At 54.6% G+C, this 20891-nt stretch carries 20 protein-coding genes; 11 read left to right on the forward strand and 9 right to left on the reverse strand.

Annotated features, from left to right (window positions below; translation table 11 throughout):
* Positions 1-100: 100 nt before the first annotated feature.
* From yajC to secF, 3 genes are read left to right on the forward strand one after another with little or no spacing between them, the layout of a single operon-like run.
* The gene (yajC, locus tag QQL54_RS04890) at positions 101-427 is read left to right on the forward strand and encodes a preprotein translocase subunit YajC (protein WP_284388187.1); all 327 of its coding nucleotides are present in this window, start codon (positions 101-103) and stop codon (positions 425-427) included.
* Positions 427-2061: a protein translocase subunit SecD gene (gene secD / locus QQL54_RS04895; protein ID WP_284388189.1), complete on the forward strand. Its 1635-nt coding sequence runs from the start codon at positions 427-429 to the stop codon at positions 2059-2061. Before yajC ends, secD begins: the two co-directional genes overlap by 1 nt.
* A gap of 18 nt (positions 2062-2079) precedes the next feature.
* Positions 2080-3090, forward strand: coding sequence for a protein translocase subunit SecF (gene secF / locus QQL54_RS04900; RefSeq protein WP_284388191.1), 1011 nt, complete (start codon positions 2080-2082; stop codon positions 3088-3090).
* Here secF and QQL54_RS15465 read toward each other — a convergent pair.
* The 3 genes from QQL54_RS15465 to QQL54_RS04910 form a co-directional block, all read right to left on the reverse strand.
* Positions 3035-3340, reverse strand: a complete 306-nt coding sequence (locus QQL54_RS15465; protein WP_348520673.1) for a S24 family peptidase — start codon at positions 3338-3340, stop codon at positions 3035-3037. The two genes, secF and QQL54_RS15465, sit on opposite strands and share 56 nt — an antisense overlap.
* Before the next feature lie 82 nt (positions 3341-3422).
* The gene (gene sodN, locus QQL54_RS04905) at positions 3423-3908 is read right to left on the reverse strand and encodes a superoxide dismutase, Ni (RefSeq protein ID WP_284388194.1); all 486 of its coding nucleotides are present in this window, start codon (positions 3906-3908) and stop codon (positions 3423-3425) included.
* Positions 3909-3913: 5 nt separating this feature from the next.
* A complete protein-coding gene (locus QQL54_RS04910) occupies positions 3914-4099 on the reverse strand; it encodes a hypothetical protein (RefSeq protein ID WP_284388195.1) in 186 nt (61 codons plus the stop codon).
* A 101-nt stretch (positions 4100-4200) separates the two neighbouring features.
* On the opposite strand from QQL54_RS04910, the gene QQL54_RS04915 reads away from it, so the two are divergent.
* The gene (locus tag QQL54_RS04915) at positions 4201-4944 is read left to right on the forward strand and encodes a squalene/phytoene synthase family protein (protein ID WP_284388197.1); all 744 of its coding nucleotides are present in this window, start codon (positions 4201-4203) and stop codon (positions 4942-4944) included.
* On the opposite strand, the gene trmFO is transcribed toward QQL54_RS04915, so the two are convergent.
* Positions 4941-6320, reverse strand: a complete 1380-nt coding sequence (gene trmFO / locus QQL54_RS04920; RefSeq protein WP_284388199.1) for a methylenetetrahydrofolate--tRNA-(uracil(54)-C(5))-methyltransferase (FADH(2)-oxidizing) TrmFO — start codon at positions 6318-6320, stop codon at positions 4941-4943. The genes QQL54_RS04915 and trmFO overlap by 4 nt on opposite strands.
* Positions 6321-6441: 121 nt before the next feature.
* On the opposite strand from trmFO, the gene QQL54_RS04925 reads away from it, so the two are divergent.
* Together QQL54_RS04925 and QQL54_RS04930 are read left to right on the forward strand one after the other, a co-directional pair.
* The gene (locus QQL54_RS04925) at positions 6442-7425 is read left to right on the forward strand and encodes a hypothetical protein (protein WP_284388202.1); all 984 of its coding nucleotides are present in this window, start codon (positions 6442-6444) and stop codon (positions 7423-7425) included.
* A 2-nt stretch (positions 7426-7427) separates the two neighbouring features.
* The gene (locus tag QQL54_RS04930; RefSeq protein WP_284388204.1) at positions 7428-8546 is read left to right on the forward strand and encodes an energy transducer TonB; all 1119 of its coding nucleotides are present in this window, start codon (positions 7428-7430) and stop codon (positions 8544-8546) included.
* A gap of 16 nt (positions 8547-8562) precedes the next feature.
* Here the strand turns inward: QQL54_RS04930 and uvrA are convergent, their stop codons facing one another.
* Positions 8563-11427: an excinuclease ABC subunit UvrA gene (gene uvrA, locus QQL54_RS04935; protein ID WP_284388206.1), complete on the reverse strand. Its 2865-nt coding sequence runs from the start codon at positions 11425-11427 to the stop codon at positions 8563-8565.
* Positions 11428-11741: 314 nt separating this feature from the next.
* On the opposite strand from uvrA, the gene ssb reads away from it, so the two are divergent.
* On the forward strand, positions 11742-12257 hold the full coding sequence (gene ssb, locus QQL54_RS04940) for a single-stranded DNA-binding protein (RefSeq protein WP_284388209.1): 516 nt from the start codon (positions 11742-11744) through the stop codon (positions 12255-12257).
* A gap of 96 nt (positions 12258-12353) precedes the next feature.
* The gene (locus QQL54_RS04945; protein ID WP_284388213.1) at positions 12354-12707 is read left to right on the forward strand and encodes a DUF1428 domain-containing protein; all 354 of its coding nucleotides are present in this window, start codon (positions 12354-12356) and stop codon (positions 12705-12707) included.
* On the opposite strand, the gene QQL54_RS04950 is transcribed toward QQL54_RS04945, so the two are convergent.
* The gene (locus tag QQL54_RS04950; RefSeq protein WP_284388214.1) at positions 12704-13714 is read right to left on the reverse strand and encodes a DUF7282 domain-containing protein; all 1011 of its coding nucleotides are present in this window, start codon (positions 13712-13714) and stop codon (positions 12704-12706) included. The two genes, QQL54_RS04945 and QQL54_RS04950, sit on opposite strands and share 4 nt — an antisense overlap.
* Positions 13715-13877: 163 nt before the next feature.
* Here QQL54_RS04950 and QQL54_RS04955 point away from each other — a divergent pair, with 163 nt between their 5' ends.
* Together QQL54_RS04955 and QQL54_RS04960 are read left to right on the forward strand one after the other, a co-directional pair.
* Positions 13878-14747, forward strand: a complete 870-nt coding sequence (locus QQL54_RS04955) for an RnfABCDGE type electron transport complex subunit D (protein WP_284388216.1) — start codon at positions 13878-13880, stop codon at positions 14745-14747.
* On the forward strand, positions 14725-16098 hold the full coding sequence (locus QQL54_RS04960) for a DUF2330 domain-containing protein (RefSeq protein WP_284388218.1): 1374 nt from the start codon (positions 14725-14727) through the stop codon (positions 16096-16098). The genes QQL54_RS04955 and QQL54_RS04960 overlap by 23 nt, the downstream gene beginning before the upstream one ends.
* A gap of 38 nt (positions 16099-16136) precedes the next feature.
* On the opposite strand, the gene QQL54_RS04965 is transcribed toward QQL54_RS04960, so the two are convergent.
* Entirely contained in the window at positions 16137-16715 is a 579-nt protein-coding gene (locus QQL54_RS04965) for a superoxide dismutase family protein (protein WP_284388220.1), read from the reverse strand.
* A gap of 196 nt (positions 16716-16911) precedes the next feature.
* On the opposite strand from QQL54_RS04965, the gene gyrA reads away from it, so the two are divergent.
* Positions 16912-19692: a DNA gyrase subunit A gene (gene gyrA / locus QQL54_RS04970; protein ID WP_284388222.1), complete on the forward strand. Its 2781-nt coding sequence runs from the start codon at positions 16912-16914 to the stop codon at positions 19690-19692.
* Between the two features lie 65 nt (positions 19693-19757).
* Here the strand turns inward: gyrA and QQL54_RS04975 are convergent, their stop codons facing one another.
* Entirely contained in the window at positions 19758-20237 is a 480-nt protein-coding gene (locus tag QQL54_RS04975) for a thioredoxin family protein (protein WP_284388224.1), read from the reverse strand.
* 152 nt (positions 20238-20389) lie between these two features.
* Positions 20390-20869 (reverse strand): hypothetical protein, encoded by a 480-nt coding sequence (locus QQL54_RS04980; RefSeq protein WP_284388225.1) that lies wholly within the window; start codon positions 20867-20869, stop codon positions 20390-20392.
* Positions 20870-20891 lie beyond the last annotated feature (22 nt).

Consider the following 20891-nt stretch of genomic DNA (forward strand, 5'->3'; position numbering starts at 1 on the left):
CTGCCGCCTTTGCTTGCGAATAAGAGCCGCAGGCTTATATAGCCGCAAAACGATATGACCGGGGCAGGTTGCTCCGGCGCTTTTGCTGGCGGAGCCTCCTATGTTCATGACGCTGATCCAACAAGCTGCACCGGCCGGTGGAGCGGGCACAGCCGTAGGTGGGCAGTTCCTGATGCTCGCCGTCATCGGTTTGATTTTTTACTTCCTGTTGATACGCCCTCAAAGCCAACGAATGAAGAAGCATCGCGCTATGCTAGACGCGATTGCCCGAGGTGACGAAGTTGTCACGAGCGGCGGTTTGATCGGTAAGGTCAAAAAAGTCACGGATGATGAACTGACTTTGACAATTGGCACGAACCAAGACGTCAAGATCGTCCGCACGATGATTGCCGAAGTGCGCAATCGTAAATCTGCGGCGAACGACTAATGTTATTCTTCTCCCGCTGGAAGACACTCTTTATCGTTGGCTTCGTTGTCCTAGGCCTTTTGTTTGCCGCGCCTAACGCGATGAAGCCAGAGACGCGAGCCAGTCTGCCAGGCTGGATGCAAAATACGATCAATCTCGGTCTCGATTTGCAAGGCGGCGCGCACATGCTGCTCGAAGTCGATCTGTCGAGCGTATTGCAGCAAGCGCTAGTCAATGAACGCACCGGTATTCTGACCGAACTGCGCGATCAGGGTCTTCGGGCGGACACAGTTCGGATCGCCAATGGTATGGTCGTTGGCAAAATGCGTCGTGCAGAAGATCAGGCCGCAGCGCTTGATGTCGTTCGCACGATGAGCGTGCCAGTTGACCCGACCCAAATTGGCTCGCCAAAATCCACCAATGTAAGTGTCGTCGGTAATGACGGCTTTTCAGTTGAAATCACGGATGCACAGATCGAAGCGATCCGCAAACGTACCATCGATCAGTCGATTGAAGTTCTGCGTGACCGGATTGACCCGTCGGGTACGACGGAAATGACACTGGTTCGTGAAGGCGAAGACCGTATTCTTCTGCAGGTCCCGGGTGCAAAGAACATTGATGAGATCAAGTCTGCGATCAACAAGACCGCGAACTTGTCCTTCCACCTTGTCCACCAAGACAGCAATAATGAGCGCGCCTTACGTCAGGCGATGAGCACTTTTGATCCGGAAACGGGTGAGGCGCGTTTGGCGAGTATCGGCACGCGCTATTATCCTGAGCAACAAGGCGGCGGCCTGATCGTCGAAGAAAGCACACGGATTACCGGTGAGTGTCTCGAAAATTCGTCTCCAGGTGTGGACCCCGATCAGGGTAATCCGATTGTGAACTTCAAGTTTAACTTCCGCTGTTCACGCTTGTTCGGCGAAATGACGGCGAAGAATATTGGTCGTCCCTTTGCCGTCGTGCTGGATGGCGAAATTATCACTGCTCCGAATATTCGCTCGGCCATCACGGGCGGTCGCGGTTATATTGAAGGCAACTTCACGCCGGATTCAGCGTCCGAACTGTCGCGTTTGCTGAATGCGGGTGCGCTTCCAGCCAAGCTCCTCATCGTCGAAGAGCGCACAGTCTCCGCCGAATTGGGCGAAGCGTCGATCCGCGCCGGGCAGGTGGCCTCTGTTATTGGCCTCATCGGTGTCGCCATTTTTATGTGGCTGTCCTACGGGCTTCGGTTCGGAACCATTGCCAATATGGCGCTGGCGACAAACATTGCGTTGATTGCGGCTGCCTTGACCATTCTAGGCGCAACTTTGACGCTGCCAGGCATTGCCGGGATCATCCTGACCATCGGTATGGCCGTGGATGCGAACGTCTTGATTTTCGAACGGATTCGCGAAGAAACGCATAATGGGCGACCGCCCGTCAATGCGATCGAGACCGGCTACCGTCGTTCACTGGCGCCGATTTTGGATGCCAATATTACGACGATGATCGCGGCGATCACGCTTTACTTTGTTGGCTCTGGCCCAGTTCGAGGTTTTGCCGTGACGCTAGCCATCGGTATCGTGATGTCTGTTTTCACAGCCGTCGTCTTCGCTCGTCTGCTGACCGCCACATGGTTGCGCGGAACGCGGCCTAAAACGCTGCCAATTTAGGCTAAGGACTCCCTATCCATGCGTGATATTTCCCTAGTCAGAATCTTACCGATTGAACCGCGTGTGCCGTTCATATCGCTTCGCTTTGTTGCCGGAATTCTGTCCGTCATCGCCGTCATCGCCTCCATGTCGCTGTTTCTGACCAAGGGACTGAATTACGGCATCGATTTTACCGGCGGTGTTGTGACGGTCGTTGATTTTGGCGACGCACCACCGGACGATGTACAAGATTTCGTTCAGAGCCGTTTCAACGGCGCCGTTGTGCAGAATATCTCTCAGCCTGCCGGGTCGCTAATTGATCATGACTATCTTCGTATTGGTCTGCCGTTGCAGCCTGAAGAGGTGGTTGAAGGCGCGTCAGCAGAAGAAAGCCGCGAAGCGCAAACGGATGCGCAGCAAGTTGCTCAACGCGCGCTGGTCGAAGCACTACAGTCTGAATATGGCGATGTCCGTATTGATGCGACTGAAACTGTTTCTGGCAAAGTGTCAGGCGAACTCCGCCGCAAAGGGCTGATAGCGGTTGTTCTCGCGCTCGGCCTTGTGTTGGCCTATATCTGGTTCCGCTTTGAGTGGCAGTTCGGCATGGGTGCGGTCGTCGCCCTTTTGCACGATGTGATCCTGACCTTGGGTGTGTTCGAGCTGTTTCAGATCGAATTCAACCTCGCCATTATCGCCGCTATTCTGACCATTGTTGGCTATTCGCTCAACGATACGGTGATTGTGTATGACCGTATTCGCGAGAATTTGCGGAAATATAAGAAAATGCCACTGGCCGAAGTCATCAATATTTCGATCAATGACACGCTGTCACGGACGATTTTGACGTCTGTGACAACGCTTCTGGCCCTGTTGGCGCTTTATATTCTGGGTGGACCCGGACTACGTGGCTTCTCGTTCGCAATGATCTGGGGTGTGATCGTCGGGACATATTCGTCTATCTTCGTTGCCAGCCCGCTGTTGCTCGTTCTGAAACTTAAGCGCGGATCCCGGATCGACGCGCCGAAAGACGGCGAATCCCTCGAGGCGTAATCGCGAGTATGGCGGTGCCTATAAGTGTGCTGGGCTTGTAAGGCCCGAGTTCATCTGAAGGCGTCGACGCCGGCCCATCGCCGATAAGTTGTCGGTTTGCGTCAATCCGTTTGAGGATGATGCCAAACCTAACGTGATCGACGACAACCACGTCGCCAATATATGCAGGGCGTTTGCGCAGTAGGACGATGTCGCCTGGCTGTAATGTCGGCTTCATCGACTCGCCGCGAACTTTGTACAGGCTGAACACGAACCAACTCTAAGCGACGGACATAAAAAAAGCGCCCCTCCCGTTTGGGAGAGGCGCATAATTTTGATCGGAGCGTTTCAGGCTAGAGATCAGGTTCGACGACTTCAACATTCGGCGCGTAAGGAGTCGTGACGCGCTTCGTTTTCACGCCTTTCATGTCCCAGAATATTTCAGCGAACTCATTGCAAAGCGCGACTAATTTCTCGCCATCCTCGCGGTGTAGGTCCTGCTTCACAGCAGAGCCAGCGAGCATGATCTTGTGTGCCAGCTCATGCGCGCCCGGATGTTTCTTCAGATGGTCACCCTTCATGAAGTCACCCCAGATGATGCGGGTTTGATGCTTACAATTTTCGGCCATTTCTTCTTTTTTGGCCGTATTCCGCGCAGCCTGCATGGCGAACGCAGTGTGGCTGAGACCTTTATCTTCAAGGCTCAGAAGAATATCCATCTGCCGCAGAGCAGAGACAGCATAATAGGTCACGATACGGGCGTCATAGATGCCGCATGGAATATCGCAGTGAGCGTCCGCAGTCGGCAGATCGAATTTCGACAGAAGTGAATGCAACATGGTGATTACCCTTTCCGACGAATGAGATAAACAGAGACTGCAAGTACGCTCAGCGCGACAAGTCCTGCGGCCACGCCATGATCGGCGAGAAAGTGGAGTACATTTTTGTTTCCGTGGTCGCCAACATGAGCGAATGCGGGGGTGGCGAGCAGCGCGGCCCCCAGTCCCAAAAGAGTTGATGTCCGGCGCATAACTATTCCTTTCACAGGGTTGAACTTGCTTCGTAACCTTTGGATAGGCATTCGGCTTCGGCTCTGCAAGACGAAGTCGGTAAGATGAGAAAAGGCCGCACGTGGCAATCGCAATCGATAGCTCAATTATTGACCGTTTAACCGAGGTTGACCCGGATCGGGCGCGGGCCGCGCGTTTGGCCGATCCGGATGTTCGAGATCAATTATTTGCGCTCTATGCGTTTCACATGGAGCTAGCGAAAGTACCAGAATTGGTCAGCGAGCCGATGATGGGCAAAATCCGTTATCAATGGTGGCGGGATTGTCTGGACGAGATTTATGGCGACCGGCTTGTGCGCTCGCATGAGGTCACCACGCCGCTGTCTGAGATGATCGCACAAACGGGAATTAGTCGGTTTCTACTGGACCGGATTATCGATGGCCGAGAGCGGGATCTCGATCCGCGCCCCTTTTCATCGCTAGAGGACGCCGTCGACTATGCGGACGCGACGTCTGGGGGCTTGGCGGTGGCAGCTGTTGCCATCTGTGGCGGTGAGGGCGGTGAGGCAGCCGGACGCGCTTGGGGACTGACAGGGTTGGCGCGGAGTTACCGCTACTATGCCGACGCTATGCTTCAAGAGATCAAATTCGCTGACATCATTGAGGCCGCCGATACTGCGTTCATAGAGGCTGGTAAGTCTAAGCTTGGTGATGCACTGCCCGCGCTGGCCTATGTCGCCACAGTGCCGGGGTTTTTGAAACGGATGGGCCAGTCGAATTATGATCCGAGCCAGCATGTTCCGAGTTATGCGCCGTTCCTGAAACAGCTACGGATGCTTCGCAGTGTGGTGAGCGGTCGGCTCTAGCGCGGCCAGTCTTTAATGTCTGCCAAGGCGCGTTCGGCCATAGCGCGACGCTTTACGCGAGTCTTATCCTTACCGCGCGCCCGAGTGCCATCAGGTTTCTTCATGACCAAATTTTCGACGGGTGGGAACAGACCGAAATTCACATTCATCGGCTGGAACTTGGCTTTGGGTCCATCCATGAATCCGCCAGTCACATGTTCGACTAAAGCCCCTAGCGCGGTCGTGACGGGTGGCGCGGAGAGTGTGTTGCCCTTGGCTTGCGCCGCGGCCATGCGTCCTGCGATCAACCCGAGCGCGGCGGACTCCACATACCCTTCGACCCCCATAATTTGCCCGGCGAAGCGAAGGTCAGGCCGCGACTTGAGGCGTAGCTGAGCGTCGAGTAATTTTGGACTGTTGATGAAGGTGTTGCGATGTATGCCGCCCAGTCGCGCGAAGACCGCTTTTTCAAGCCCCGGAATCATCCGGATCACGTCGGCTTGCGAGCCATATTTCATCTTCGTCTGAAACCCGACCATATTGTAGAGCGTACCGAGCCCATTATCTTGCCGTAGCTGGGCGATGGCGTAGGCTTTAACGGTGGGGTTATGTGGATTGGTGAGGCCAACGGGTTTCATCGGACCAAAGCGGAGTGTTTCGGGTCCGCGTGAGGCCATGACTTCAATCGGTAGGCAGCTCTCAAAATAAGGCGTGTCTTTCTCGAAATCCTTGAATTCGGTTTGCTCAGCCGAGGTCAGAGCCTCGATGAAAGCGTAATATTGATCCTTATCGAGCGGACAGTTGATGTAATCAGCTCCGTCGCCGCCGGGCCCTTTTTTGTCATAGCGTGACTGCATCCAAGCTTTGTCGAAATCGATACTGTCTTTGTAGACGATCGGCGCGATGGCGTCGAAGAAGGCAAGGGAGTCCACATCCGTTTCTGCCAGAATAGATTTGGCAAGGGCGTCTGATGTGAGCGGGCCTGTCGCAATGATCGTATTGCCCCAGTCCGCAGGGGGAAGGCCGGAGACTTCGCCATACTGAATCGTGATGTTTGGATGCTGGGTCAGCATCGTCGTTACAGCCTCTGAAAAGGCGTCACGGTCCACGGCGAGCGCACCACCTGCAGGTAGTTGAAATAGATCGCCCATCCCCATGATCAGTGAGCCATTGCGCCGCATTTCTTCATGTAACAGTCCGACCGCATTGCCAAGATGGTCGTCAGATCGGAATGAATTGGAACAGACCAATTCAGCGAAGCCACCAGACTGGTGCGCGGCCGTCATGCGGCTTGGCCGCATTTCATGCAGAATGACGGGAATGCCAGCTTCAGCGACCTGCCAAGCGGCTTCAGATCCAGCCAGGCCGGCACCGATAATATGGACAGGTTTGCTCATGCGCGCGGGTTACGGTGAGGGCAGGGGTGACGCAACTGCATAGGGCAGATTTGGTGGCGATTGAGCCAGGATTGCCAGTTTCAGTTGTATGGCGTATCTAGTTTGAGAGAGTGGAGATTACATGAGCCCGATTGAACCAACGCCATATTCGAAAGATTATGAAATAACGGACGCCATGTTCGGTGCATTCCGAACTTCCGGTGGCATGGTGTTTTTCTGGAAGCTGACAGTCTGGGCGGCTCTCTTCTATACCGCCTTATTTATCGCCTTAGTCCCACCCCTTGTTCGGGCTTATGGCGATATGATTATGGTTGTGAGCCTTGATTCAGAGGCGGAAGCGACGGCCCAAATAATCGGAACCGTATTCAACGTGCTGATCATGGCGCTTCTATTCGCAATTGGGGCATTCCTGGTTCAAGCTGTTGTTAGAGCGGCGTTCTACCGGGGCTATTTTGACGGCGATGTCGGCGGTATCTTCCCATTTCAATTTGGAGCGGATGAAGTCCGTCAAGCGCTCGCCATCATGGGATATTATGCGATCGTGACGATTTTCATTTCTCTGGCAACGGTTGCTCTCGCCTTAATCGTCGCGTTGATTGCTGCATTGGGCGGAGACTCAGGCGGACCCATCGCAGCCATATTGTTCATTATTGGATATGTCGCGATAATGGTCGGCTATATCTGGATTATGACGATATATGCGCCCGCAGGGGCTTTAACGGCTTGGCGTGGGAAAACCCATGTTCTGGCCGCGCGTTATGTAACTCACGGACGGTTCTGGGCCATATTCGGATCCGTGTTGGTCGCCGGTTTGGTCGGCTATGTAGCTTATACAGTTTTAGCGTCCATCGGCATGATGGTTGGGCTAGCGGGTCTATTCAACGCCGAAATTTTGGGGGCATTTATCGGCGACACACCGGAAGATGTGATCCCTGCTTTGATTGAGCAAACGAAGGCTCCTGGATTCATGGTCGGCGTTATTTTCGCGGCCCTTCTAACGGCTCTTGGCAGCGCGATTTACATGGTGATGATTGCCGGGCCTCAAGCCTTCTTCACTTACCAATGGGCGGAGGCGGCTGACGATCTAGCGAATGGTGAGACTTGACGATGTTGAACAAGTCTTTCCTTACGGCTCTTCTCGCAGGATTATTCCTTAGTCTCGTAGCCGACGTTAATGCGCAGGCGAAGACTCCTGTTGAGATACTTAAACCTTACAAAAAATATCAGGCCGCCTTGCAGGCTGACAATTTTGAGGTTGCCCGGGCCGCAGCTGAACAGGCGTGGCAGATATCAGAAAAATTGTTGGGCGACGTCAAGCTGACGGGCGATTTGGCCTTCAATTACGGATCGATCATCAAAGGCGAAATAAAAAAAGACCAAGTCAAAGCCGTCGCGCGGAGCATGGAGTTGGTCGAGGGTTATGGCCCTGATTCGAGTCTCATCTATCTCGAACGCGGCATCATGCATCTGACTGTCTTAGGACATCTGGACCAAAGCGGTCGCCAAATGAGAGCGGGCGAGAAACTAATAGCCTTCGCCGAAGCGAATGGTCTCGAAACCAGCACGTTCACAGCAGAAGCGCTGACGATGGTGGCCGGTCTCTATGCGAATAGGGGCAGGAACGAAAAAGCATCAGCCTATGCCGAACGAGCTATGGCCGTGTTTGAAGCCGCCGGCGACGGTGTTGTATCGGTCTATCCTCTACAAGCGAATCTCTATCGCGGGTATGCGTATGAGGGGGAGGATGATCACATGGCCGCAGCCCTGAGCTATCAAGCGGTGATGGAAGCGACCGATGGTTTGGATCCAGAAGTCTATCCGCTTGTTGGCACAACGCTCGGCCGCTGGATCTATATGCGCAGTGCGCTACGAGCGCAGGGCAAGCTCGAAGAAGCGGAAATGCAAGGCGTTTGTAAGTGCTGGCCTTATGACAAGGAACGCAATGAGGATGTGCTGCCGATCAAGCGAGTGCCGCCCGTGATGCCAAGTTTCGCTCAGCAATCGGGCTATGTCGTGGTCGAATTTGATCTAACTGACGATGGAAAACCTACCAATAAGCGGGTGATTGCGGCCTGGCCGGATTATTTTGAAAAGCCCGCTCTCCAGTCGGTGAAGCGTTGGGAATATTCACCAAGGACGTCAGAGCAAACAGACGAAGATCGCACAGATATTGTCACAACGATCACTTTCCGTCTGGCTGATTCAAAAGGCAATGTGATCTGGTAGTGAGACTTCAGGGCAGTTATTCCGCCGCTTCTGCCCGGGCTTTGCGTTTCGCTAGCATCGGTTTGAGGTAACGACCTGTCCAGCTGGCTTTGACGGCGGCAATATCTTCTGGCGTACCTGTCGCAACGATTTCGCCGCCACCATCACCGCCTTCGGGACCAATGTCGATTACCCAGTCCGCAGTCTTCACCACGTCGAGATTATGTTCAATAATGACCATCGTATTCCCAGTCCCGACCAATTCCTGCAGGACGCTGAGCAGTTTGTTGACGTCTTCGAAATGAAGTCCCGTTGTTGGCTCATCAAGAATATAGAGCGTTCGGCCTGTGGCGCGTTTGGATAATTCTTTGGCAAGTTTGACGCGTTGTGCCTCACCGCCAGACAGGGTCGTCGCCTGTTGCCCGACCTTGATGTAACCGAGGCCGACCCGTTGTAACGTCACCATCTTGTCGCGGATGGAGGGTACGGCTTTGAAGAAATCAGCCGCTTCCTCAATGCTCATATTAAGCACGTCGGCGATGGATTGACCCTTGAACTTAATTTCCAGTGTTTCACGATTATAGCGTTGTCCGTTGCAGACATCGCAGGTGACGTAGACGTCCGGCAGGAAGTGCATTTCGATCTTGATGACGCCGCCGCCTTGACACGCTTCGCAGCGACCGCCCTTCACGTTGAAAGAGAACCGACCCGGTTTGTAACCGCGTGTTTTGGCTTCCGGAAGTCCAGCGAACCAATCGCGGATGGGGGTAAACGCGCCCGTATAGGTCGCGGGGTTGGACCGCGGCGTCCTGCCGATGGCCGATTGGTTGATATCGATGACCTTATCGAGCTGGTCGAGCCCATGAACAGCGGAATGCGGCATGGGCGGCTTGGTCGCTTTGTTCAGTTTGCGCGCTGCCGCTTTGTATAGTGTCTCAATCGTTAGCGTCGACTTGCCGCCGCCCGATACGCCGGTGACACAGGTCAACACGCCGAGCGGGAAGTCCACATCGACATTTTTGAGATTATTGCCGCTAGCCCCTTCAACCCGGATCACTTTATCCGGGTCAATGGCGCGCCGCTGCGCGGGCATCTCGATTTCCTTCTCACCCGTCAAATATTGACCTGTCAGCGATTTACGGGATCGTTTGATCTGATTGGGCGTACCGCTGGCAATGACTTCACCGCCATGAATGCCGGCCTTCGGACCCATATCGATAACATAGTCCGCCGTTAGAATAGCCTCTTCATCATGTTCGACGACAAGTACCGTATTACCGAGATCGCGGAGTTCCTGCAGCGTTTCCAGCAGGCGGGCATTGTCGCGCTGGTGTAGTCCGATGGACGGTTCATCGAGCACATAAAGAACCCCAGTCAGGCCAGACCCGATCTGTGACGCTAGTCGGATCCGTTGACTTTCACCCCCGGACAGCGATCCGGAGCCACGGCCGATGGTCAGATAATCTAGGCCGACGGCATTAAGAAATTTCAGCCGATCGGTGATTTCCTTCAAAATACGTTCGGCAATCTCCATATCTTTCGCGGACAGGGCTGTTTTCAATCCTTCAAAATGCTCCAGAGAATGCGCGATACTCATCTCGCCGGGGCCGGAAATATCCATGCCCGCAATCTTGACCGATAGAGCTTCGGGCTTGAGCCGCTTGCCGTCACAAGTCTCGCACGGGCTATCGGACATATATTTGCCGAGCTCTTCACGCACCCATGTGCTCTCTGTCTCGCGGTAACGCCGTTCTAAATTGGGAAGCACACCTTCAAACGGTTTCTTGGTTTCATATCTACGTCGACCGTCCTTGTAGCTGAATTGGATCCGCTTACCCTTGGTTCCGTAGAGGACGACATCCTGAGATTTGCTGTTCAATTTATGGAACGGTGTGCTGGTTGAAAAGCCGTAATGGTCGGCCAAGGCCGTGAGCGTTTGTCCGTAGAGTGAGGAAGGTGTCTTGCTCCAGGGAGCGATCGCGCCGCCCGCAAGGCTACGACTATCGTCCGGAATGATCAGATTGACGTCGAATTTCAGTTCTTTGCCAAGCCCGTCACAAACAGGGCAGGCGCCTTGCGGCGAGTTGAAGGAAAACAAGCGCGGTTCAATCTCGGCCAGCGTGAACCCTGAGACCGGACAAGCGAACTTGGCCGAAAACAACATGCGAGTTTCCGGATCGTCAGCATTTTCGGCCATCGCCAAACCATCGGCCAGCTTCAGGGCCTGCTCCAAACTATCGGCCAGCCGCGTTTCGACACCTTCGCGCACCACGACGCGGTCAACGACGACGTCGATGTCTTGTTTGAATTTCTTATCAAGGTCTGGAGCTTCTTCCAGCCGAACCAATTCGCCATTGATCTTGGCGCGCTGATAGCCGGCCTTCATCCATTCGGCGATTTCCTTGCGGAACTCGCCCTTACGATTGCGGACAACAGGGGCGAGCAGATAGAGCTTCGTGCCATCCCCCATCGCCATGATCAGATCGACCATTTGGCTAACGGTCTGGCTTTCGATTGGTAGCCCGGTGGCGGGTGAGTAGGGGACACCAACGCGCGCCCAGAGGAGGCGCATATAATCGTAAATCTCTGTGACCGTACCAACTGTCGAGCGCGGATTTTTCGAGGTCGTCTTCTGTTCAATCGAAATGGCGGGAGAGAGGCCCTCAATCGAATCGACGTCTGGTTTGCCCTGCAGCTCTAGAAACTGACGGGCATAGGCGGAGAGCGATTCGACATAGCGGCGCTGACCCTCTGCATAGATTGTATCAAAGGCGAGGGACGACTTACCTGAACCCGAAAGGCCCGTAATGACCACAAGCTTATCGCGCGGCAGATCGACATCCACATCTTTTAGATTGTGCTCGCGCGCGCCGCGGACTTGGATGTGTTTACTCATAGCCATGTCATAATCCTTGCCGTCCGGCGCTTCCCGCTTGCGGCACTCTTGATACGGCTGAGACGGATAAGCGTTTCAAGAACATTTGCAGAACATTACTGCGCTAGTCAATTTCTTGAAGACAGGCAAGCCTCGGCCTGAGACCTCATTTAGGGATTGCCCACATAGATTTGAAGCCCGTCGACTCGACTCTTCCTCTATCCCTTTGCAGAAGGCGATGCCGGACGCTCTTGCATTGAGAACGAAACCGGAACATATTAAGTGTCCCACGCACGCCGGTCAAAGCGAACCGGCGACTCAGTTAGCTATAGGAGCGTATAATGGCGGGATCAGTGAATAAGGTAATCTTGATCGGGAATGTCGGTAACGACCCCGAAATTCGGACCTTCGGCAATGGCGGCAAGGTCGCAAACCTGTCTATCGCGACGTCGGAGACTTGGCGCGATAAGCAAAGCGGCGAACGCAAGGAAAAGACTGAATGGCACCGGGTCGCTGTATTTGGCGAAGGCTTGGTCGGCGTCATCGAACGTTATGTCAAAAAGGGCTCAAAGCTCTATATTGAAGGCAAGTTGCAGACCCGCAAATGGCAGGATCGCGACGGTAATGACAAATATACGACGGAGATCGTTCTCCAAGGCCCCGGCACGACGCTCACTATGCTCGATAGCCGCAATTCCGGCGGCGGCGGTGGCTCTGGCGGTGGCGGCTACAACCAAGACAGCGGCGGCTACGGCAATATGGACCAAGGCGGCAGCTCTGGTGGTGGATCCCGATCTGCCAGCGCAATGGAAGGCCCAAAGCAAGACTTTGATCTAGATGACGATATTCCGTTCTAGGGTAGAGGTCATTCAAGATTTAAGTGAAGGGCGCGTCAGCGCCCTTTTTCTTTGCCGGACGGAGTGTGTTATGTTGGTCCAAGCGAGGAGTTTTACATGACATATATCGATGTTTTCATGGTGGCTGTGCAGAAAGCGAATAAGGCCGTTTATATTGAACATGCCCAACGGTTTGCGGAGATGTTCAAACGTCTCGGTGCTCTTGAATGTGTGGAGGCATGGGGGAGTGACGTGCCGGACGGTGAGGTCACGTCCATGGTCAAAGCCGTCGCCAAGAAAGATGACGAAGATGTTGTCACCGGGTGGATGATTTGGCCTGACAAAGCAGTGCGTGATGCGGCGTGGGAAGCCTGTGAATCCGATCCTGTTATGGTCGAATTTGGCAGCGCTATGCCGTTTGACGGCAAGCGGCTAATCTTCGGTGCGTTCGAACCAATCGTGAAACTTTAGGGCTGGTTCCAACTGGCTGGAGCAAAGGGCTCCAGAATTTCCACATCGACCTGTTCGATCAGGGGAAGGTCGCCTCCACCGTCTACGATAGTCCAGCGATGCTGTGTTTTGGCGTGCATCCGGTCCCCCGTGTGGGAGAGGCCATCCCAATTCATCACCATCTCGACGGTGGAGCGTCCCGGTTCGATTTCTTGATGCTGAACAGTGCTGAGGACATGGCGCGTGGCCGCGAAGGCTGCGGCCGGACCCTCTAGCCAAGCTTGTAACGCGTTGCTCGTATCGATCGGGCCGGAGGGGAAGTTCATAACGAACTCTGGAGCAAAGAGCGGTCGAGCCGTCTCAATGGACCGTGTCGGGGCTTCAACCTCAACCAGCCAACGATGGATCAGTGCTCGTGCCCGTGAAGCAGCGGGGGCGTCCCGATAGTCTGCGCGTTCCCGAAAAGACTCATATTTGCTTAGATGTTCCGCAGCACTGGACCGGATCAGTGCGGGCGTCACGGGCGTGGAGGATGGAACCTGCATTGGCATTGCAATTAGGGTCGATCCTTCAAAAACGGGCGCATCTGCGACGGTGACTCCATCACCAAATTGGAAAGCCCCATCCCGATTCACGTCCCTATGTAACATGATGATGAAGGGCGCGCCGTCATCCGGCGTGTTGTCCAAGCGAATAGCGACGTTAGTTTGCGTTCCAGCTGGAACGAAAGTCGCCCCGACATAATCGGTTTGAACCGGCGCCCCGTCTGCGAAGGGGTGAAGCACAAGGAAGCTATCGGCTTCGGCCATAATTTCCGGGACAATCAGGCTGGGTCCATTGCGGGTTATTCCGTTCAGCTGGATTCGGTTTTCCTCACCATTGCCAAGGCTGACATCACTGGGGGAAGGCGTCTGGGTATGCTGCGGATGCGGTGTTGCGGTGTCATCGGCTGCGCCTGTCGTTATCGGTTCAGCCGCCATACATGCCGCTAATGTGAAGAGAGGGATGAACAGGGCGCAGTGTTTCATGGCGCACTGTCCCACTTTAAGTTGGCTCGTGTCAAAACGGGAGACATTCGCTGAATAACGCCGTGTGACGTGACGGAAGTTTCATTCTGGATAGGGGGTCTTGCCCTTGCTTCGCCACAATTGAGAGATTTAGTTACTTAATAACACGATAGGGGCTGAGATAATGAAAGTGATGGACTGGGCGAGGGCGCTGTCACGCGATCCACGCCACTATCAAATTGCTATCCTGTCTTCACTGATCCTGATCGGCTTGTTCGCCTACAGCTTCCGCCTGCCTTGGTGGCATGTCGTCGGATGTGTCGGGGCGACTCTCGGCACACAAGCGCTGGCTGACCGTTTTATCGGGCATCGTCCGTTTGATCCGCGTAGTCCGCTCATTTCAGCCTTGTCGCTGACTCTGCTGTTGAGAACGGGCAGCGTGAGCCTGTCGATTCTCGCAGGCGTTCTGGCCGTTGGATCAAAATATGTCCTGCGCTGGGATGGCAAACATATTTTCAACCCCGCCAATTTTGGCCTTGTGATTGTTAGTCTGTTGTTTGCCTCGGCTTGGATTTCGCCGGGCCAATGGGGCTCAGCGCCGATTTTCGCGATTTTGTTGCTCGGTCTTGGCGGTATCGTCACCGGCAAGGCGAAACGTTGGGACGTTAGTCTAGCCTTGCTGTTTAGCTATGCCGCGCTCTTATTTGGTCGTGCGGTCTGGCTTGGTGATCCGCTCGCCATTCCCTTGCATCAGTTGCAAAGTGGTGCGCTTCTGATCTTCGCTTTCTTTATGATTTCTGATCCTAAAACGACGCCGAATACGCGGTTGGGCCGCGTTCTGTTTGCGGCTTTGGTTGCCACGGTGGGTTTCTCAATCCAGTTCGGTCTCTACAATAGTGCAGGCATCATTCTCGCCTTGATACTGTGCGCGCCGCTCGTCCCCGTCATCGATCATTTTTCCCGTGGTCAACGCTATGCGTGGCCTCGCTTTTCATCCCCTTTCTCTGCCCCTCATTCTGAAGGAGACACTCATGTCCTCACGCCTGCTGAGTAGCGCCCTTGCGCTCACTGTAACGGCTATCGCCACAAATGCCTCGGCCTTTTGCGGCTTCTACGTCGCCAAAGCGGACACGGAGCTGTTTAATGAGAGTTCCAAAGTCGCGATGGTACGAGACGGTAACCGCACCGTCATTACTATGGCCAATGATTATCAGGGTGAACCGGAAGAATTCGCCATGGTGATCCCGGTGCCGACGGTCATTACCAAGGATCAAGTCCATATTAGCGACCCAGCTTTGCTGACCCATTTGGACGCCTACACGGCGCCACGTTTGGTTGAGTATTTCGACGATAATCCCTGTGATCGACGTCAATATATGCGGATGGAAACCACATCGGCCCCCATGATGGATGGTGCCGCTGCCGAATTTGAAGAGCGCACAAAGTCACTCGGCGTTACGATCGAAGAAGAATTCACGGTCGGTGAATATGATATCCTGATCCTGTCCGCAAAAGAGAGCGATGGCCTTCAGACTTGGCTTGAAGAGAACGGCTACAAAGTGCCGGCCAAGGCGAAACGCACCCTCGGCAGTTACATCAAACAGGACATGAAATTCTTCGTCGCCAAAGTGAACCTTGAAGAGCGCGCGGAGAACGGCTCAGAATATTTGCGCCCTATCGCGGTCGCCTTTGAGACGCCGAAATTCATGCTCCCCATCCGGTTGGGTACCGTCAACGCTAAGGATGACCAAGACATGTTCGTCTACATGTTGACCCGGAACGGGCAGGTTGAAACGACCAATTATCGGACGCAAAAAATCCCCACTGGTGAGGAGATCCCGCCTTACGTGAAGGATGAATTCGGCGATTTCTATAAAGCCATGTTCCAGACCGCGACCGACCGCGACGGCGGCCACGGCGTTTTCATGGAATATGCGTGGGATATGAATTGGTGCGACCCGTGCGCCGCCGATCCGCTATCCGATGAGCAACTCCAAGAACTTGGCGTGTTCTGGCTAGAGGACGGTCCTGTGATGGAAGAGAAACGCATGCGCCCGATACGGCCTCAGGCCAAGGACGTGTTCGTGACGCGCCTGCATGTTCGATATGATGCCGAGAGCTTCCCGGAAGACCTGAAGTTCAAGACGACCGGATCACGGGATAATTTCCAAGGCCGTTACGTACTGCGACATGCCTATGACGGTGAAATGAAATGCGAAGCGGCGGCCGAGTATAAGGCTATGGTCAACAAACGCCGCGAAACTGAGATCAAAACCCTGGCCAACCTCACTAACTGGGACCGAAAAGCCATCCGCGAAAAAGTAGAAGCCGATACGGGCTTCTTCAATACACGCAAAACGACCCCCGATCACAAATGGTGGAGTCGGATATGGAGCGGCAATTAAGCTGACAAGCTTCTGAGTTAGACTCGTCGTTAAGGGGTCTAACGTGTGATCACCGCACAAGCGATACGCCCGCCGGCGGCACCTGTGGGCTGGGTCTCATAATCATCGGCTGCGGCGTGGATGATCAACGCCGTGCCGTTCGCATCGAAGAGCGGCGCGAGTCCGTCGCGCGGCGACAGGGTGACGCGTTCATTACGAATGTCCGTTTGAACGACACCTGACATAGGCGCGTCGAAGTTGCGCATATCCCCCGCATGTGGGTTGGGCGCCGTTGATTGGAAGCCGTGGTTCGCGGAGCTTGGATTATAGTGGCCGCCTGCGCTCATAAAATCTGGCGTGTCGCACGTGCCTGTTTCGTGGAAATGGATCGCGTGTGACCCCTCCGGAATTGATGTGACTTCGAGCCGGATCATGACGCCGCCCTCTGCCTCATCTGTAATCGTCGCCGTCCCGATTTCGCTACCCGCACTGTTCATGACTGAAACGCTCTGGCTCATCAGGCTGGCGACGGTTTGAGTGTCTGTCGCAGCCTCGCTGGTGCTCAGGCCAGACGTTTCTTCCGTACCGTTGCAAGCCACAAGTGCGACGGCTGTCGTTGCGAGAATTAGGTTTTTCATGGCGGAATCCTTCCAGGGCTTTTTATGACTGTAACAGAGCTTTGCGACGAAAAAACGTCCATATTTGATCTGTGTTCCAACGCCGGGTTTGTTTGTGAAACGAGCCGCCAAATGATAGGGTTTTGATAACCAGAGCGGCCGAATCGCGCACGGCGTAATCCGTGACTTTTCAAGGCACTCGGCTAGAGGATTTCATGTGAGCGACGATACTGAAAATCAGACTGGAACGCCGCCCGAGAAAGAACCGGGAGTCTCTCCAGTAACCATCGAGGAGGAGATGAAACGCTCCTATCTCGACTATGCGATGAGCGTGATTGTCAGCCGCGCGATCCCGGATGTTCGGGATGGTCTGAAACCTGTACACCGCCGTATCCTCTACTCGATGCATGAAAACGGCTTCACGCGCGAAAAGGCTTACAAAAAATCAGCGCGTGTTGTTGGTGACGTTATCGGTAAATACCACCCGCATGGTGATAGCGCCGTTTATGACGCGTTGGTCCGTATGGCGCAGGATTTCTCCATGCGTCTGCCGCTCCTCGACGGACAGGGGAACTTTGGTTCTGTTGACGGCGACCCGCCCGCCGCGATGCGCTATACTGAGGTCCGAATGGACCACCCGGCCGCGCAACTGCTCGCCGATATTGAGAAAAATACGGTCAATTTTCAGGACAATTACGACTCGTCCGAAAGTGAACCTGTTGTTCTGCCCGCGCGATTCCCGAATATTCTCGTCAATGGCGCGGGCGGTATCGCCGTCGGTATGGCCACCAATATCGCTCCGCATAATCTCGGTGAAGTAATCGACGCCACGATTGCCTTGCTGGATGGGGAACTGACCGATGAGGAATTGCTAGAAATCATTCCGGGGCCTGACTTCCCGACAGGCGGCCTGATCATGGGTCGCAGCGGCGCAAAACAGGGCGTTTTGACCGGTCGCGGTAGTGTAACCGTGCGCGCCGTCGCCGAAGTCGAGGAAATCCGTAAGGATCGCTACGCCATCGTTGTGACGGAAATCCCGTTCCAGGTGAATAAGGCCTCGATGATCGGAAAGATCGCGGCGCTGGTGAATGAGAAGCGGATCGAAGGTATTTCCGCGGTTCGCGATGAGTCCGATCGTGACGGCATGCGGGTCGTGGTCGAGTTGAAACGCGACGCGGTTGCCGAAGTCGTTCTGAATCAGCTCTATCGTTATACGCCGTTGCAGCAGAATTTCAGCTCCAACATGCTGGCGCTGAATGGCGGTAAGCCAGAACAGATGAACGTCCGACAGATGATCGAGGCGTTCCTCTCATTCCGCGAAGACGTGATCGCGCGGCGAACCAAGTTCGACCTCAGCAAGGCACGGGACCGCGCTCACATCTTGGTTGGTCTGGCGACAGCCGTCGCCAATATTGATGAGATTATCCGCCTTATCCGCACGTCCGCAAACCCCGCCGCAGCTCGTGAGGCGCTGACCTCTCGAAGCTGGTCGGCAGAAACGATGGGCGCCTTGATCCGGTTGATCGCTGACCCTCGGTCTCGCCTTCAAGATGACGGCACCATCAAGCTGACGGATGAGCAGGCGCGCGCCATTCTCGACCTCCGTCTGCAGAAGCTTACCGCGCTCGGAATGGAGGAAATTACAGAGGAAGCTGAGAAGCTGGCGGCTCTAATTACCGACTTACTGGCTATTCTCCGGTCCAGAGATCGAGTCCGCACGCTGATCCGGGATGAGTTGACTGAAGTTCGTGAGAAATTCGCGACACCACGCCGATCCGCATTCATGGATGGCGGCTTCGACTTTGACGATGAGGATCTGATTGCGGTCGAAGATATGGTCGTGACCGTGACCAATGGTGGCTATGTCAAACGGACCCCACTTGACACCTACCGATCGCAACATCGTGGCGGCAAGGGTCGCTCAGGCATGCAGACCAAGGACGAAGATTTCGTCACCACGGTCTTTGTCGCGACGACCCACACGCCGATCTTGCTCTTTTCCTCTAGCGGCATGGCTTACAAACTGAAGGTCTGGAAAGTCCCGCAGGGTGGCGCAGCAACGCGTGGCCGGAGCTTTAATCAACTCCTTCCTTTGGATGGCGATGAGAAAATCACCTCCATTATGGCTCTGCCGGAGAATGAAGAGGATTGGGCAGGTCTCGATATTATGTTCGCGTCCAAGTCCGGCGGTGTGCGCCGCAATAGCTTGGCTGATTTCACGCGCATCAACCGCAATGGTAAGATCGCGATGAAACCTGACGAGGGCGATGGTATTGTTGATGTGCGTCTCTGCTCTGAGCAGGACGATATCGTTCTGACGACCCTTTTGGGTCGGGCGATCCGCTTCCCTGTTACCGATGCACGCCGTTTTGTCGGTCGGACCTCATCCGGGGTTAGGGGGATTAAGCTTGGGTTGGGCGATGAGGTTATCTCGATGGCCGTGTTGCGGCATTTCGATGCTACCAGCGAAGATCGGACAGCCTATCTCAAACACGCCAACGCTATGCGTAAGGCGCTGGGCGATGACGTCGACGATAGTTCAGATGATGAGGATGAGGTCGAAAACGAAACAGCCTTGTCTGATGAGCGATTAGGCGAAATGGGCGCGGCTGAACAATTCCTGCTGACCATTGCCGATGACGGTCTTGGTAAGCGCGCAAGCTCTTACTCCTATCCAGTGCGCGGTCGCGGCGGGAAGGGCGTGATTGCTCAGAATTTGGATCGTGGCAAAAAAGCGGATGATGCCGAGCTGGTTCGTAGCTTCGTGGTCGAAGATGGTGATCAGATCATGCTGGTCACTGATGGTGGGCAGCTTCTACGCACCGGTGTCGACAATATCTCAATCGTCTCACGCAGCTCTAAAGGTGTTTGGGTCATCCGAACGCGCGAAGATGAGCATGTCGTCAGCGTCGAGCGCATCGCGGAAACCGAAGACGAGGAAGTGGTTTCTGACGGATCAGATGAAGGTGAAGCACCAGAGGGTGATACAGACGCTTAAGAGCTGAGCGCTTTACGCTCTGCCGCTGAAATTAGATGGGCTGCCCCTTAAACGGGGTGGCCCACCTAAACAGGATGGTTCGGGGCCGGGCAGGTGACGTCAAACGTGCGGGCGTTGCGCTTGGCTTGACCCTGTAGATTACGAATATGGCTGGCCATCGCGTTGGTGTCGTAAGTGATGTTCAAACAACCCAGCGTCCGTTTCGTGTCACCGTCGATGATAGCGGCAAAACCGGTCACACCCATCCACTCATTATACTGTTGAACGATGCCGCGATCAAAAACGGCATGTGCGTTCCAGTCTCCGCGTCCGCCTGAAATGTCGATATTGACGTATTCAATGCGTGGATCATGCAGGTTTCGCAGTGCATCGTTGAGGCGCGGTTCAACAACTTTGCACGGCGCGCACCAATCTGCCCGGAACATGACGACATAAACATCCGGTGTGGCCGCTGCGACGCGGTAAGTCTGCGCGCTTGTTGCGCTGCTTAGGCCCGTCGCCAGGGCGAGGGCAGCTAGTGCGCTTTTGATTACAGTCTTCATCATCTGTCCTTGTTGGACCATTATCCATTGAACCGGATTTTAGTCCTATCCCAAATATTCTGGCCTGCGGGTCACAGTTTCGTCAACGCAAAACGCTCGAACGGTGAACCGTCCGAGCGTCTCTCCCCCCAGAATGGGCAATTTAACTGTGTCTCTTAATCAACAAGCGGTTTGTTGTATGCGTCTGGGCATTGAGTGGCCGTCGTGCGGCTGGAGACTTTGCTGATATAGGCGTCACCTTTGGCAACAGAGACCATCTGTTGGATTTCGCGCGCCATCTGTGTCGGATGTACGGAGGCCTTGACGCATCCGATGACTGTTTTGCTATTCGCATCCACAACAGCGGCGAAGCCGGGTAGGCCAACCCATTTGTTGAAGACCGGAACAATATCGCGGTTGAAAGCGTCATGCGCCGCTTTTTCCCACTTCGCGGCTGTAGTGGTATCAATCACCACCTCTTCGGCATTGACGCGCGCCATTTCGAGCGCTGACGATAACTGGCTATCAAGTTTCTGGGATGTTGCGTCTTCAGCGTGACGGAAATTCACGACATAAACGTCGGGGGCGGCAAAGGCGGGGGCAGCGATGAGCAAAGTAAGTAGAGCGGAAACTGCAGCGGCGGAACGAAGTCTCATGATGAAGTCCTGTGTTAGAATG

This window comes from Algimonas ampicilliniresistens (assembly GCF_030159955.1).
GTDB lineage: Bacteria > Pseudomonadota > Alphaproteobacteria > Caulobacterales > Maricaulaceae > Litorimonas > Litorimonas ampicilliniresistens.

Excerpts from the sequence above, each read along its gene's own strand:
- yajC (WP_284388187.1), top strand. The coding sequence starts at position 101 with ATGTTCATGACGCTGATCCAACAAGCTGCACCGGCCGGTGGAGCGGGC.
- secD (WP_284388189.1), top strand. The coding sequence starts at position 427 with ATGTTATTCTTCTCCCGCTGGAAGACACTCTTTATCGTTGGCTTCGTT.
- secF (WP_284388191.1), top strand. The coding sequence starts at position 2,080 with ATGCGTGATATTTCCCTAGTCAGAATCTTACCGATTGAACCGCGTGTG.
- sodN (WP_284388194.1), bottom strand. The coding sequence starts at position 3,908 with ATGTTGCATTCACTTCTGTCGAAATTCGATCTGCCGACTGCGGACGCT.
- QQL54_RS04910 (WP_284388195.1), bottom strand. The coding sequence starts at position 4,099 with ATGCGCCGGACATCAACTCTTTTGGGACTGGGGGCCGCGCTGCTCGCC.
- trmFO (WP_284388199.1), bottom strand. The coding sequence starts at position 6,320 with ATGAGCAAACCTGTCCATATTATCGGTGCCGGCCTGGCTGGATCTGAA.
- QQL54_RS04925 (WP_284388202.1), top strand. The coding sequence starts at position 6,442 with ATGAGCCCGATTGAACCAACGCCATATTCGAAAGATTATGAAATAACG.
- QQL54_RS04930 (WP_284388204.1), top strand. The coding sequence starts at position 7,428 with ATGTTGAACAAGTCTTTCCTTACGGCTCTTCTCGCAGGATTATTCCTT.
- uvrA (WP_284388206.1), bottom strand. The coding sequence starts at position 11,427 with ATGGCTATGAGTAAACACATCCAAGTCCGCGGCGCGCGCGAGCACAAT.
- ssb (WP_284388209.1), top strand. The coding sequence starts at position 11,742 with ATGGCGGGATCAGTGAATAAGGTAATCTTGATCGGGAATGTCGGTAAC.
- QQL54_RS04945 (WP_284388213.1), top strand. The coding sequence starts at position 12,354 with ATGACATATATCGATGTTTTCATGGTGGCTGTGCAGAAAGCGAATAAG.
- QQL54_RS04950 (WP_284388214.1), bottom strand. The coding sequence starts at position 13,714 with ATGAAACACTGCGCCCTGTTCATCCCTCTCTTCACATTAGCGGCATGT.
- QQL54_RS04955 (WP_284388216.1), top strand. The coding sequence starts at position 13,878 with ATGAAAGTGATGGACTGGGCGAGGGCGCTGTCACGCGATCCACGCCAC.
- QQL54_RS04960 (WP_284388218.1), top strand. The coding sequence starts at position 14,725 with ATGTCCTCACGCCTGCTGAGTAGCGCCCTTGCGCTCACTGTAACGGCT.
- QQL54_RS04965 (WP_284388220.1), bottom strand. The coding sequence starts at position 16,715 with ATGAAAAACCTAATTCTCGCAACGACAGCCGTCGCACTTGTGGCTTGC.
- QQL54_RS04975 (WP_284388224.1), bottom strand. The coding sequence starts at position 20,237 with ATGATGAAGACTGTAATCAAAAGCGCACTAGCTGCCCTCGCCCTGGCG.
- QQL54_RS04980 (WP_284388225.1), bottom strand. The coding sequence starts at position 20,869 with ATGAGACTTCGTTCCGCCGCTGCAGTTTCCGCTCTACTTACTTTGCTC.